Annotated in this window: 14 protein-coding genes; 7 read left to right on the plus strand and 7 right to left on the minus strand. The window is 71.8% G+C overall.

Annotated features, from left to right (window positions below; all coding sequences use genetic code 11):
- From DB32_RS26105 to DB32_RS26130, 6 genes are read left to right on the plus strand one after another with little or no spacing between them, the layout of a single operon-like run.
- Entirely contained in the window at positions 1-1,305 is a 1,305-nt protein-coding gene (locus tag DB32_RS26105) for an ATP-binding protein (protein ID WP_053235354.1), read from the plus strand.
- Positions 1,302-2,033: a hypothetical protein gene (locus DB32_RS26110; protein WP_053235355.1), complete on the plus strand. Its 732-nt coding sequence runs from the start codon at positions 1,302-1,304 to the stop codon at positions 2,031-2,033. The genes DB32_RS26105 and DB32_RS26110 overlap by 4 nt, the downstream gene beginning before the upstream one ends.
- Positions 2,030-2,893, plus strand: a complete 864-nt coding sequence (locus DB32_RS26115; RefSeq protein WP_169791556.1) for an SAM-dependent methyltransferase — start codon at positions 2,030-2,032, stop codon at positions 2,891-2,893. The genes DB32_RS26110 and DB32_RS26115 overlap by 4 nt, the downstream gene beginning before the upstream one ends.
- A gap of 39 nt (positions 2,894-2,932) precedes the next feature.
- A complete protein-coding gene (locus tag DB32_RS26120) occupies positions 2,933-3,568 on the plus strand; it encodes a response regulator (RefSeq protein WP_083457779.1) in 636 nt (211 codons plus the stop codon).
- A 9-nt stretch (positions 3,569-3,577) separates the two neighbouring features.
- Positions 3,578-4,087 carry a transcription elongation factor GreB gene (gene greB / locus DB32_RS26125; protein ID WP_053235358.1) on the plus strand — a complete coding sequence of 170 codons (510 nt, stop codon included), beginning with the start codon at positions 3,578-3,580 and terminating at the stop codon, positions 4,085-4,087.
- A 3-nt stretch (positions 4,088-4,090) separates the two neighbouring features.
- Positions 4,091-4,564 (plus strand): hypothetical protein, encoded by a 474-nt coding sequence (locus tag DB32_RS26130; protein ID WP_053235359.1) that lies wholly within the window; start codon positions 4,091-4,093, stop codon positions 4,562-4,564.
- 9 nt (positions 4,565-4,573) lie between these two features.
- On the opposite strand, the gene DB32_RS26135 is transcribed toward DB32_RS26130, so the two are convergent.
- Positions 4,574-4,894, minus strand: a complete 321-nt coding sequence (locus tag DB32_RS26135) for a hypothetical protein (protein WP_053235360.1) — start codon at positions 4,892-4,894, stop codon at positions 4,574-4,576.
- A gap of 103 nt (positions 4,895-4,997) precedes the next feature.
- Here DB32_RS26135 and DB32_RS26140 point away from each other — a divergent pair, with 103 nt between their 5' ends.
- Positions 4,998-7,703, plus strand: coding sequence for a glucosidase family protein (locus tag DB32_RS26140; protein ID WP_053235361.1), 2,706 nt, complete (start codon positions 4,998-5,000; stop codon positions 7,701-7,703).
- A gap of 65 nt (positions 7,704-7,768) precedes the next feature.
- Here the strand turns inward: DB32_RS26140 and DB32_RS26145 are convergent, their stop codons facing one another.
- The 6 genes from DB32_RS26145 to DB32_RS26170 form a co-directional block, all read right to left on the minus strand.
- A complete protein-coding gene (locus tag DB32_RS26145; protein WP_053235362.1) occupies positions 7,769-7,972 on the minus strand; it encodes a hypothetical protein in 204 nt (67 codons plus the stop codon).
- 110 nt (positions 7,973-8,082) lie between these two features.
- Complete coding sequence (locus DB32_RS50170; protein ID WP_053235363.1) at positions 8,083-9,744, minus strand: sigma-70 family RNA polymerase sigma factor; 1,662 nt, start codon at positions 9,742-9,744, stop codon at positions 8,083-8,085.
- Positions 9,745-9,779: 35 nt separating this feature from the next.
- Positions 9,780-11,213: an MptA/MptB family glycosyltransferase gene (locus DB32_RS26155; protein WP_053235364.1), complete on the minus strand. Its 1,434-nt coding sequence runs from the start codon at positions 11,211-11,213 to the stop codon at positions 9,780-9,782.
- A gap of 7 nt (positions 11,214-11,220) precedes the next feature.
- A complete protein-coding gene (locus DB32_RS26160; RefSeq protein WP_053235365.1) occupies positions 11,221-11,868 on the minus strand; it encodes a MopE-related protein in 648 nt (215 codons plus the stop codon).
- A 72-nt stretch (positions 11,869-11,940) separates the two neighbouring features.
- Positions 11,941-13,062, minus strand: a complete 1,122-nt coding sequence (locus tag DB32_RS26165) for a hypothetical protein (protein WP_157069395.1) — start codon at positions 13,060-13,062, stop codon at positions 11,941-11,943.
- Positions 13,063-13,162: 100 nt separating this feature from the next.
- Complete coding sequence (locus DB32_RS26170) at positions 13,163-13,399, minus strand: CsbD family protein (RefSeq protein ID WP_075098021.1); 237 nt, start codon at positions 13,397-13,399, stop codon at positions 13,163-13,165.
- Positions 13,400-13,685 lie beyond the last annotated feature (286 nt).

The raw sequence follows: 13,685 nt of genomic DNA on the forward strand, positions 1-13,685 counted from the left end.
ATGCTCCGTCGACTCGACGACTGGTCGAAGCAGCTCGACCCCGAGCTCCTGCGCGCGGCGTTCTCGCCGGGACAGGTCGCGATCATCGCGGTGTGGGTGCTCGGCCTCGTCGCGGTCGACGCGCTCTCGCCCGGCGTGCGCGCGTTCCTCGAGCTGCGCGGCGGCGCGCTCCTCGCCGCGACGGGCCCGGTGATGCTGCTCCTGCTCGCGCTCTCGTTCGCGTGGGTGCGCGGCACGCTCGCGCGACGCGCGGCACCGATCGCGCTGCTCGTCGGCACGTGGTGCGTCGCGTTCGTCGCGGCCGCGCTCGTCGTGTTCGCGTCGGATCGTGCGGCGCCCGTGTTCGGCGCGATGATCGTGACGACCGCGATGGTGCACGGATACCAGGCGCGCTCGACGCTGCAGCATCCGTTCGTCGCGATCGCGGACGCGCTCGCGTTCGCGATCGCCGCGACGCTCGCGACGAGCAGCACCCAGCTCGTCGTGCTCTCGATCACCGGCCCCGCGGGCGTGGTGGGCGGGATGATGCTCGGCTGGGCGACGGTGCGGAGCGAGCGGCTGCGCGCGCAGCGCGAGCACCTGAGGGAAGCGCTCGAGGCACAGCTCGCGCGCGAGCGCGCGCGTCGCGCCGACGAGGTGCGCGGCATCCTCGTCGACGCCCAGGCCCGCGCTCACGACGTCCGCAACGCACTGATGGGCGCGCTCTCCGCGCTCGAGAGCGCGGCGGCGGGATATCGCGTGTCGGCCGACACCGAGCGCGAGCTCGATCGCGCTCGCGTCGCGCTGCGCTCGGCGATCGACATCACGCGCCCCACGCTCTCGTCGTCGCCGAGCCGCGAGCCGGTCGCGCTGGAGCCGGTGCTGCAGCGCACGCTCGAGCTCGTCGGCGGACGCTTCCGCCACGTCGATCTCGCGATCGTGCCGAACGGCCGCGAGCACGTGTCGGTGGAGGTCGACGGCGGCGCGACGTCGCTCGAGCGCATGCTCTCGAACCTCCTCGTCAACGCGTGCGAGGGCGACGGCGCGAGGAGCGCGGCGCGCGTGCGCGTGATCGTCGAGGAGATGGTCGATCCCGCGATGTCGATCGTGTGCGTCGAGGACGACGGGCCGGGCTTCGCGAAGGATCACCTCGACGCGCCGATCACCGGGTTCCGCTCGACGAAGCCGGAGGGCACCGGGCTCGGTCTCTTCACCGTCGATCGTCTCGCGGGCGCGAGCGGCGGTTGGATCGAGCGACACAACGCACGCACCGGCGGCGCGGTCGTGCGGCTCGTGCTGCCTCGCGCGAGCGGAGCGAGCGCATGAGCGAAGGCGCGGTGTACCGCGAGGCGCTCGCGTGGATCGTCGCGCTCGAGCTCGAGCCGGCGACGGAGCGCGATCTCGTGCGCTGCCTCGACGCGGCGCGCACCGGGCCGCTCGGGTTCGTCTACGCGGCGTGCGTCGAGTCGGGCGTGGACGCGGCGCGCGCGCGAGCGCGTGCCGCAGGGGCGTTCTTCTCGTTCGCCGCGGGCAATCTCGCCGACGATCTCGCGGACGGAGACTGCACGTACCTCGAGCCCGCGCACCGCGTCGGGCCGTGCGCGCAGTTCGCGCTCCAGAACGCCGCGTGGTCGACGTGGTCGGGCGCGGGTGACGTCGATCGCGAGACGCTGCGCGCGATCGGTCGCGATCTCGTGCGCGCCGCATCGCTGCAGCACGTCGAGGTGCGGACGCAGCGCTTCGATCTCGTGACGACGCAGCGCATCGCCGAGGCGATGGGCGGCCTCCAGTACGGCGCGTACCTGCGCGCGGCGTGGTGCGGCACCGAGCTCGCGGAGCACGCCGCGGAGGTCGGCACCGCGCTCGGCACGGCGGGCTTCGTCGCCGAGGACCTCCGCAGCGACGACCCGCGCGTCACCACGCTGCCGGACGACGATCGCCGCGCGCTCGCACGATGGGCCGACGCGCTCCTCGATCGCGCGCGCGCGATCGACCTCCCCTCGCTCGCCGGCGCGTGCGCGCCGATCACCGCGCGCTTGAGGTCCGTCTCGTGAGCGCCGCGGCGCGCAGCGCTCCTCCGCCTCCACCGCAGCCGACCGCTCGTCCGCGCGCGCTGCGACCCGCGCGACCGCGCGATCCCGTCGCTGCGTACTACCGCGACAAGACCGAGAGCATCCTGCGCAAGTACGGTCCCGGCCCGCGCGTACACTTCCACACCGGGCTCGTCGACGACGACCACGACGGCGCGCACGACCTCCGCCTCGCGATGACGCGCGCGCAGGAGCGCTTGCTCGATCACGTCCGCGACACACTCGCGCTGCCCGCAGGCGCGCGGATCCTCGACGTCGGCTGCGGCCTCGGAGGCAGCGCGCTCTACTTCGCGAGCGCGGGGCACGACGTCGTCGCGATCACCAACGAGCGCTCGCACGTCGCGATCGCAGCTCGCTTCGCGCGCGAGGCCGGCGTCGCCCAACGCGTCCGGTTCGAGCACCGCGACGCTCACGCGCCGCCCGACGAGCGCTTCGATGCCGCGATCGCGATCGAGTCGTCCTGCTACTTCGATCGCGCGCGATGGATGCGCGCGACCAGCGCATGCCTGCGCCCGGGCGGCGTGCTGTACGTCGTCGACTGCTTCGTCGGTGACGACGACGAGCGCGCGTGGTTCGACGCGCGATGGCGCACGCGCATCGGCCCCGAGCCGGAGTACGCCCGAGCGGCCTCGCGCGCCGGGCTCGATCGCGTGCACGACGACGATCTCGCGCCGCGCGCGCTGCGCTTCTGGGATCTCAGCATCGCGTGGATCCGCACGACCACCGCGGATCACGAGGGCGTCGAGCGACACGCGCGACTTCGTGATGCACTCGCGCGTGGAGCGATCCGCTATCGCTCGATGGCGTGGCGTCGAAAGGGATGACGACAGCGCGCGCGCATCGTCTACTCTCGAACCGACATCATGAAACGCGTCTTGGTGGTCGAGGACGATCCACACGGGGCCGAAGCCGTCGCGCGCGTCGTGCGCAGACACGCCGAGGTCGTCATACGAAGCACACGCGCGGATGCGCTCGCCGAGCTCGATGGGGTCGGCCGCGAGGGTTGGATCGCCGTGATCATCGACGTCGGGCTCGCGGACGGCTCGGGGCTCGAGCTGCTCGCGGACATTCGCCAGCGCTGGGACGATCTTCCGGCGCTCGTCGTCACGGGCCAGGACAGCCGCGCGCTCGCGAACCGCGCGCAGGCGCTGCGCGCGGAGTTCGCGTTCAAGCCCTTCGGCCCCGACAACGTGCTGCGCTTCGTCGAGAGCGCGATCGCGCGCGATCCCGACGCGCGCGTCGCGCAGGTGATCGACGAGCTCGCGACCGCGTGGGGGCTCACGCCGCGCGAGCGCGAGATCGTGACGCTCGTGGTCGCGGGCCACTCGCGCGACGGCGTGATGGTGATCCTCGGCGTCACCGAGAACACGCTGAAGAGCCAGACGCGCAGCTTGCTGCACAAGGCCCGCGCGGCATCGCTCGAGGCGGTCGCGCGCGCCGTGCTCGAGCGCGCGGTGGGCCTTCCGCTCGCGCCGGGCACGGTGCCGGAACGGCGGTAGGATGCGCGCGTGAGCGCGTCGAGCGAAGACGACGACGAGAAGAAGCCCGCCGGCCCGGTGTACACGACGCCCGAGGGGTTCGCGCGGCTGAAGAACGAGTACGAGCACCTCGGCGGCGTCGAGCGCCCGCGCGTCGTGCAAGGCGTGTCCGACGCTGCGGCGGAGGGCGATCGCTCGGAGAACGCGGAGTACATCTACGGCAAAAAGCGGCTGCGCGAGATCGATCGCCGCATGCGCTTCCTGCGCAAGATCCTGGAGGCCGTGATGGTCGTCGATCCGGCGGTCGATCGCGGCGACACCGTGTTCTTCGGCGCGACGGTCGTGCTCGAGGACGACGCGGGCGAGACGTTCACGTACCAGCTCGTCGGCGAGCACGAGACGGACGCGCAGCGCGGCCGCATCTCGTATCGCTCCCCGATCGGCGCGGCGCTGCTGCGCAAGAGCGTCGACGACGAGGTCGTGGTAGACACCCCGCGCGGCCGCCGGAAGCTCACGATCGTCGAAGTGATCTACCGCTGACGCATGTGCTACTTCGCGTACCTCGCCGTCGAGATCCGCGACGACATGCGCGCCGGCGACGTGCACGCCGACGTCGCACGGGTCGTCGCCGCGTCCACGGGCGTCGTGCTCGACGCCATCGCTCCGACGAAGCGGAGCACGCTCGCAGCGTTCTCGAAGGGCGCCGACGCATTGTTCGTCTTTCGCGTGGGCCACTGCGCGTGCGACTGGGGCGAGGCCGAGCACGCGAGGACGCGCGAGGTCGTGCGCGTCGTGCTCGCAGCGCGCGATGTGCGGCGTGTGCGCGTGGGCCGCTGGATGATCGGTGCGGACGTCGCGTCGGCGGATCCCGGACGTGGGACCGCCGCGCCGGAGTTGCACGAGATCGACTCGATCGAGCTCGACGGCGTCGAGTGGTCGAGGGGCGTGCAGCTCGTCGTGCGGCGCGCGCCGGTGCCGCCCTTCCCCACGCAGACCCTCGCGCGTCTCGCGCGCTGAGCACGCGCGTCAGCGGTCGTACACCACGCGCCGCGCGATCCACGCCGAGCCGACCACGAGCTGCGCCCACAGCACGACGCACGCTGCGTCGAGCTCGACGATCGGCCCGCGGCTGCGGATCGCGAGGAGCGCGATGTCGCGCCCCCAGAGCACGAATCCCGTCGCGTCGCCGGCGAGCCACGCGAAGAACCAGATCCACGCGACCGCCATCCACGCCGCGCGCGTCGCGCCGCGTGTCCGATCGCGCAGCCGGCCCAGCGCGATGGGCACGAGCGGCGCGCCCATCACGGGCACCAGCAACACGCACACGAGCTGGTCGCGTGGGCTCATCACCGCGGAGCCTATCGCTTGCGCAACATCGCGGAAACCTGCAGCATCGCCACCGTCACGATGACCTGAGTCACCAGCGCCGTCCCGTTCGTGAGGTGAGCCCATGATGCTGTCGAGCGCGCGCGTCCTCCCATCGATCGCCCTCCTGGCGCTGCTCGCCGCTTGCGGCGACGACGACGCCCCGTCGCGCGATGCCGGCGCGCCCGACGCGCGCGTGCCACGCGACGCACAGGTCGACGCGCCGCTCGAGGTGCTCGACGCCGGCACCGACGCCGGCCCGCTCGACGCAGGGCCCCCGGGGTGTCTCACGCCGGAGCTCGAGAGCGACGAGACCGTCACGATGCTCACCGACGCGCTCGGCACGGCGCGCGTGACGATCGAAGACCGCAACGCCTGCCAGCGCACCTACTACCTCTCGTCGACCGCGGTACGCCGCGACAACTCGCCCGCGGCGCCGCCGATCCCGAGCCCGCGCACGATCGTCGAGCGCGAAGGCGCGCCCTCGGTCCGCACCGGCAACGATCTCTTCGACGCGCTGCACGCGCTCGCGATCGACGAGGCGCGCGAGAACGCGGTGGACTCGATCCGCGACTACGCGTTCGACGACGGCGCGTCCGTGCCCTGCGGCACCGAGGGCTGCTTCGAGACCGGACGCATCTGGAACTACGTGTGGACGCGCGACACCGCGTACTCGGTCGACCTCGGGCTCGCCGCGCTGGACCCGCTGCGCGCGTGCAACTCGTTGCTGTTCAAAGTATCGGACCGCCGCACCGGCGGCGGCACCGAGATCGTCCAGGACACCGGCACCGGCGGGTCGTGGCCGATGTCGACCGATCGAGTCGCGTGGGCGCTCGGCGCCGAGGAGCTGCTCCGCTGGATCGCGCCCGCCGATCACGATGCCTTCGCGGAGACGACGCTGCGCGCGCTGCGGAACACCATCGAGCGCGACCGCGAGACGATCTTCGACCCCGAGGACGGGCTCTACCGCGGCGAGCAGTCGTTCCTCGACTGGCGCGAGCAGACCTATCCCGCGTGGGTCAACGCGCCGGGCGCGCCCGCGCTCGCGCACATCGGGATGAGCAAGACGCTCTCGACGAACGTGCTGCACCTGCGCGCGATCGAGCTCGCGGCCGCGCTCGCCGAGGAGGCCGGGGACACGACGAGCGCCTCGCGCTGGCGCGACTGGGCGGGCGATCTGCGCACCGCGATCCACGCGCGCTTCTGGCTCGAGGACGAGAGCTTGTTCTCGACGTACGTCACCACCGCGCTCGATCCCTCGCCGGTGCGTCGCTTCGATCTGCTCGGCGAGTCGCTCGCGATCCTCAGCGACGTCGCGACGAACGACGAGGCGGACCGCATCCTCTCGACGTACCCGCACCTCGGCCCGGGTGCCGCGCCCGTCGTGCACCCGCAGCAGCAGCACACGCGCATCTATCACAACCGTGCGGAGTGGCCGTTCGTGACCGCGTACTGGCTCCGCGCGGCGCGCCACGCCGACCACGACGCGGCCGGTGATCGCGCGGTGCGCTCGCTGATGCGCGCGGCGGCACTGAACCTCTCGAACATGGAGAACCTCGAGATCGCGACCGGCTCGCCGTTCGTCTCCGAGGGCGACATGAGCGGCCCCGTCGTGAACTCGCAGCGCCAGCTGTGGTCGGTCGCGGGCTACCTCGCGATGGTCCACCACGTGATCTTCGGTCTCGAGGCGAGCGACGAGGGACTGCGCGTGCGCCCGTGGATCACGCGCGTGATGCGCGAGACGCTCTTCGACAGCGCGCGAACGCTCGTGCTGCGCAACGTCGTGTGGCGCGGTCACGTGCTCGACGTCGTCGTGCGACTGCCCGAGGAGCGCACCGTGGGCAACTACACCATCGCGCGCGTGCTGCTCGATGGCGCCGCGATCGGCGAGCGCGCGATCACCGAGGACGAGCTCGGCGCGCGCGCGCGGGTCGAGGTGGAGCTCCGCGCGGCATCGAGCGGCGGCGGCCACGAGATCACGACGCTCGACGACCCGTCGGACTGGCGTGCGATCTTCGGCCCCCGCACGCCGGCGATCACCGGCCTCGCGCACGAGGGCGACCGTGTGCGCGTGCAGTACGCGCTCGGCGGCGACGACACGAGCACGCTGCGCGTCGCGATCTATCGCGATGGCGTGCGCGTGGCCGACGAGCTCGCGGGCACGAGCACCTCGTACCTCGACGAGGCGACCGACGGCGCGACGACGACGCACTGCTGGGCCGTCGAGGCGTGCTTCACGTCGTCGGGCACGTGCTCGCAGCACTCGCCGCCGAGCTGCGACTGGGGCGCGGGCAACGAGCGCGTGCGCACCTTCGACGCGAGCACGTTCACCGTGACGGGTGGCTCGCCGATCACGCACTACGGCCGCTTCCACCACCAGGGCTGGGGCGACGACGGGCACCGCATCGAGGTGTCCGGCTTCACGCCGACGGCGACCGGCGAGTACTTCCTCCAGACGCTGTACGGCAACGGCGGGCCCATCGACACCGGGATCACCGCCGCGGTGAAGCGCATCGTCGTCGAGGACGCGACCACGGGCGCGATGGTCGCGCAGGGCGTGCTCGCGATGCCGCACATGGGCGCGTGGGACCGCTGGGGCGAGAGCACGCTCGCGCGCGTGCGGCTCGAGGCGGGACGCACCTATCGGTTCGTGATCACCGCCGACGAGGACACGGTCAACATGAGCGCGTTCCAGCACTTCGCGTCGTACACCGCGAACGTCGGTGGCCGCGAGGGCCCGTTCGCGCGCGTGAACATCGCCGAGCTGCGCGTGCTCCGCGTCGCGCTCTGACGGAACGAAGAAGGGCGCTACGGAATCCGTAGCGCCCTTATCGCTTGCCCCGAGGGGGGCTCGGCTCACCAGCCCGAGGGCTCGATCTCGTGACCCGGGTCGTGTGCCGTGGGGTCCCACGTGAAGTCGCCGCTACGCCACGACGCGATGGTGTAGATGACCGCGATCGCGATGGCCAGCGTGACGATCAGGAGCACGTGCAGCTTCGGACCGGTCCACTCCTGGTCGTACTTCGCGAGGCGATCTTCGAACTTCTTGGTGTCGTCCATCGAGCTGTCTCCGCGTGCCTTCGGGCGCGAGTGTTGGACCGTCCGGAGTCGGCCGTCAATCCTCGCGAGGGCATTGTCTCTGACCGTCGCGCAGCAGTCCTAGGCCCACTCTACTGGTCGAGGAAGCCCCGGAGCTGCGCGTTGCGCGTCGGGTTGCGCAGCTTCGCGAGCGCCTTCGCCTCGATCTGGCGGATCCGCTCGCGCGTGACGCCGAATTCCTGGCCGACCTCTTCGAGCGTGCGCGGCGCCTCGGTGCCGATGCCGAAGCGCAGCTTGAGGATGGCCTGCTCGCGCTCCGAGAGCGTCTCGAGCGCCTTCTGCATCTGCTCCTCGAGGTCGTTCCCCGAGACCGACTCGAGCGGCGAGCTCGCGCTCTTGTCCTCGATCAGATCACCGAGGTGGTGATCATCGTCCTCGCCGACCGGCGTCTCGAGCGAGATCGTGTCGCGCGCGATCGAGAGCACCTCGAGCACACGAGCGACGCCCGCGGCCTTGTCGAGGTGCGGATAGAGACGCGCGGCGATCTCGTCCGGGTGCGGATCGCGACCGAGCTCCTGCACCAGGATGCGCGTCGCGCGCACCGTGCGGTGCAGCGCGTCGACCATGTGCACCGGCACGCGGATCGTGCGCGCCTGGTCCGCGGTGGCGCGGGTGATCGCCTGGCGGATCCACCACGTCGCGTAGGTGCTGAACTTGTAGCCGCGGCGATAGTCGAACTTGTCGACCGCGCGCATCAGGCCGATGTTGCCCTCCTGGATCAGATCCAGGAACGCGAGCCCACGGTTCGTGTACTTCTTCGCGATCGAGACCACGAGCCGGAGGTTCGCCTCGACGATCTCGGCTTTCGCGATCTCCGCTTCCTGCTGCGCATCGCGCACGTCGCGGAGCACCTGGCGCAGCCGCTCGCGCGAGAGCCCCGACTCCTCTTCGATCGCGCCGACCGCGGCCATCGCCTCGCTGATCGACTCCGACGCCGCCTCGAGCTCCTCGAGCGCGACGAAGCGCCCACCGACGCGACGGCGGCGCACGCCCTTCTGGCGCATGTCGGCCATCGTGCGGACGAGCTCCGCGGCATCGAGCCCGGCGCCGCGCTCGCGCGCGTTCGCGAGCGCCTGCTCGGCGCGATCGAGGCGGCGGACCATCTGCGTGAGCCGCTGCACCACGCGCGCGAGCACCTTGCGATCGAGCTCGGTGCGCGTGCTCGACGACGCGGGACCGCTGCGCGGCGCATCGTCCTCGTCGTCGTCGCTGGTGCCGTGGCCCGTCAGCTGATCGAGCTCCTCGAGGCAGAGCCCGGGCTCGCGCAGCGACGCGAGGATGCGCATCTCGCCGCGCTCGATGCGCCGCGCCATCTCGACCTCGCCCTCGCGCGTGAGCAGCGAGACGCCGCCCATGCGGCGGAGGTACATGCGCAGCGGGTCGGTGGAGAACGCAGCGTCCTCGAGGTCCTTCGCGCGCGGCAGCGGAGCGGGCGGTGGAATCGGCGGCGTGGCGTCGAGCGCGAGCTCTTGATCCGTGAGCCGCTCGAGCACGTCGCCGCGCAGCATGATGCCGCTGTCGCGACGCACGTCGCGTCCGTCGTCGCTCGCGTCGATGCGTCGTTCGTCGAAGCGCACCGTCGCGCGATGCTCGCTCGCGCGTGGACTGGTCGCGCTCGAGCGATCGCCCGCTCGCTCGTCACGCCTACGGACTTCCGTGTCCCACGGCCCCAGCTCGTCGTCCGAGCGGGCCTGCGAGAGCGACGCGACCAACGACACGCTTCGGTTCGCCATCGAGTCGGCGGATATATCACGGGTCGAAGTGATCGCTATACGGGGGTCCGTGCGAAATCGCTCCTGTGCTCAGAGCACAGAACGACGATCACGAACGTGTACTCGAGCACGCGCGCGATCGGAGACTCCTGCCACGTCCCCGAAACGAGCCAGACATCGATCGGCGCGTACGCGACGAGCATCGACGCCGACCACACGAGGCCGGTCGCGCGACCGCTCGCGACCTCGAGCGGGAGCAGCCACGCGAGATACCAAGGGTGCACCTGCGGCGCGACGAGGAGCAGCGCGAGGACCACGTCGCGCGCCGCGCGCAACGGCGCGGAACCCTTACGAACGTGGGCGATCGCGACAGCGAGCACGAGCAGCAGCGCGAGCCCGCGCGCGAGCAGATCACCGAGGTGACGCGTCTCGAACGAGGTCGGTCGCTGCACCTCTTTCTTCGGAGCGAGCATCGTCGCGCGAGGGTCGAGCGGAGTGCCGCGCACGCGTGCGATCACCGGCGCGAGGAACGGCAGACGAATCCATCCCGGAGGCGCTCCGGACACGCGCCCGAGGCCCTCGAGCGCGAGCCGCGAGCCCTCCGCGAGCACCACGAAACCGCCCTCGTTCCCGCGCCATCGACGCGCGTAGTGACCGAGGCCGCTCGTGTCGTCGCGCGCGTGTCCGGCGAGCGAGACGGGCGCGAGCACGCTCACACCGACGATGATCGATATCGAGATCGCGATCGCACCGCGCGCTCGCGGAGCGAGCGCGAGCAGCGGAACGAGCACCAGCCCGACGAGCTTGATCGCGGTCGCCGATGCGATCGCGAGCGCCGCGCGCGACCATGCGGAGCGCGCCATCGCGAGCACCGCGAGCACGAGGAACAGGCCCGCGAAGGCGTCGACGTGACCGCCCAGCGCAGCCTCCTCGAGCGCGAGCGGGTTGAGCGCGTGGAGCGGCGCGCGCTCGGGTGCGAGGCGCGCGACGACGAGCGTGGTCGCGAGGTGCGCGATCAGCGCGACGAGCTTCATCGACCACGGCGCGTGCGCGATCGCGTCGGCGATCACGAAGACGATTTGCGCGAGCGGTGGATAGATCGTCGGCAGGTCGGGATGGTTGATGCGCGCATGGAGCGCGTCGCGCAGGCCGATCAGCGCGGGATCGGTCGGCGGGTACGCGTAGGGATCGATCCCATTGCGCAGCACGCGCGCGTCCCAGAGATATCGATAGACGTCGTCGGAGAGCAGCGGCGGCGCGCAGACCAGCGCGAGCCCGGCGACGAGCGCGATCCCGATCGCGACGTGCGTCGCGCGCATCGCATCGTCGTGGAGGCGCCACCACACGAGCCCCGCGTACGGCACGAACGCGGCGGCGATCGCGAGGACCACGTCGCTCGCGCGCGCGCCGCGGATCGCACCGAGCGCAGCGACGATCAGGAGCGCGGCGGTCGCGAGCGCAGCGACGTACGCGAGCCGCCGCGGTGTCATCGCGCGATCAGAGCGTGAATACGGCGACCGGGATCCGCTGACGCTCGTAGAGCGTCACGTTGTAGACGCCGATCACGCGACCACCGACCGAGATCGAGACCTGCGCCGGCGTCGGGCCCGCCGCGCCGCAGTTGCCCCAGTAGTGCAGCTCGACCTGGTACGTGCCGCGCGGCGGCTGCGGCGAGCTCCAGTACACGTTCTCGATCGTGTCGCCACCGGCGACGCACGCGCCGCGCGCGTCGTGGTCGAGGATGCCGCCCGAGGCCGACTGGCGACGCTGATAGCTGATCGTCTCGCCGTACGGATCGGTCACGTAGAGATCGATGTCCGCGCCTGTGCCCCACGCGAGCGTCACCTGGATCTGACCGCTCTCCCAGCCGCAGCCCTCGTCGATGCGGCCGTCGCAGTTGTCGTCGAGACCGTTGCACTGCTCGGGCGCGCCGGGCGTGCACTGCGCCTGGATCACGGTGACGCCCTGCGGCGGCGGAGAGGCCTGCACCTGCACCTGCGCGGTCGCGGGCGGCGGCGTCACCTCGATGCGCGCGGTGACCGGTGTCGTCTCGACGCGCCGTCGCGCGCGGATCGTGCAACCTGTCGAGATCGAAGCGAGCGCGATGCCGAGCGTGACGATGCCGAGCGAGCGAACGAGACGCATGCGTGGAGCCTCCGCGAGTCCGCGCGATGGTAGCACCGCGCGATGTCGCGACGGCTCACGGACGTCGTCGATTCACGCCGCGAGCGAGTCGCGCGCGTCGCGCGACGAGAGCAGATCGCGCACGCGCTCGGTGTCGCGCAGCTCGTAGAGCACGGGCGGCACCGCGTCGCGCGGAGGCGTGAGCCCGGTGAGCGCGCCGGTGTCGCCGAGCGCGCGCGCGCCGGGCCCGTCGAGGATGAGGAACACGTTGCGCAGCCCGCGCCACGAAGGCGCCTCCGCGACGTCGAAGATGCGCTCGCGATCGAGCGAGAGCTCGGTGCGTCCGCGACGGATCAGCAGGCGTCGATCCGTCACGATGTACTCGGTCTCGCGGCCCTGGGCGCGCGCGCGGACGAGGCCGTACCACACGAGCGCGCCGCCGACGCCGACGATCATCGCGAACGTCAGCATCGTCGCCGAGAACAAGAACACCCAGGGCATCGAGCCCACCGCGAGACCGACCTCCTCGAGGTCCATCAGGATCGATCCGACGAGCACGCCGTAGCGCAGGCCGATCAGCACGACGGCCGCGCCGCCGATCGTGATCAGCACGTCCTGCCAGCCGAGCAGGAAGCCCTCGGGGCCGGCGCCCCACAGCACCTGCTCGCCCTCGTCGAGGCGATCGGTGAGCGAGATCTGATCGTCGCCCGCGTTCTCGGTGGGCTCGACGTCGCGGATGATCGCGAGCACGCGATCGGGCGCGGGCAGATCGTGCATGACGAGGCGCTGGCTGCGCGCGAGCGGACCGAAGGGCACGGCGCGCACGAGCTCGAGGCTCCCGACGCCGGGCACGCTGCGATGCCAGCGCACGCGCGCGTAGGTGATCGCGTGGCGCTCGATCGATCGCACCGAGCGACCGCGCCGCCAGAGCACGCGTCGATCGGTGACCGCGAACTCGCACGGATCGAGCAAGTAGCGCGGCGCGAGCAGCCCGCCGATCGCGAAGACCGCGAGGTAGCAGGCGACGAGACCCGACTCTTGCCAGCCGCCGAGCGCCGCGATGCGCATCAGCGCCGCGAAGAGCGCCGCGACCGCGGCCATCACCAGCGAGGCCGCCGGTGCGAGCGTCCAGATCCGCGCGCGCGGGACGCCCGCACGTGGGCCGCCCGTCCAGAGGACCCGCTCGAAGGGCAACAGGCGAAACGCCTTCGTCACGTCCGAGGGCACGGCCGCCGAGAATCTACCATCGATGTCCATCGCCGGCAGGTGCTCCGACAGCTTGGGACCTCGGCAGTTCCGCGAACGTTGGGCACGATCACGTCGTCGCGGTCGCCGACGCGGGGCGCGAGCGCAGATCGAGCCGGCTCACCCACGAGTCGACGCGCTGCACCGCGTGCTCCTTCGGGTAGCCGTACTTCTCCTCGAGCGCTGCGACGAGCCGCTCGCGGTCCCCGCCGATCGCGTCGAACGTGTCGTCGTCGAGCTTGCCGAACTCGGTCTTCACCTGTCCCTTGAGCTGCCGCCAACGCGCCGCGATGTCGTCCCAGGTCATGCGCACCTCCAGCGAAAGGGGGTGCGGCGCGGCACTGCAGCGCAGGTGCCACTCGGATCGCGCGCCACGTGTGCGAGTTTCACGCGCCGGAGCGCGATCGGGCACGTGTCCCGATGCCCCGTGCGAGGCGAACCAGCACGCGACTCGGAGATCGGCTCGCCCGCCCGGCCCTACCGTCCGCGCGCGTCGCGCGCTCCCGTCCGGGATCGGCGGGACGAGCACTCCGGCAGGCGCTCATCAATCGGCTCGCCCGCCGGGCCCTACCGTCCGCGCGCGTCGCGCGCTC

This window comes from Sandaracinus amylolyticus (assembly GCF_000737325.1).
Taxonomy (GTDB): domain Bacteria; phylum Myxococcota_A; class Polyangia; order Polyangiales; family Sandaracinaceae; genus Sandaracinus; species Sandaracinus amylolyticus.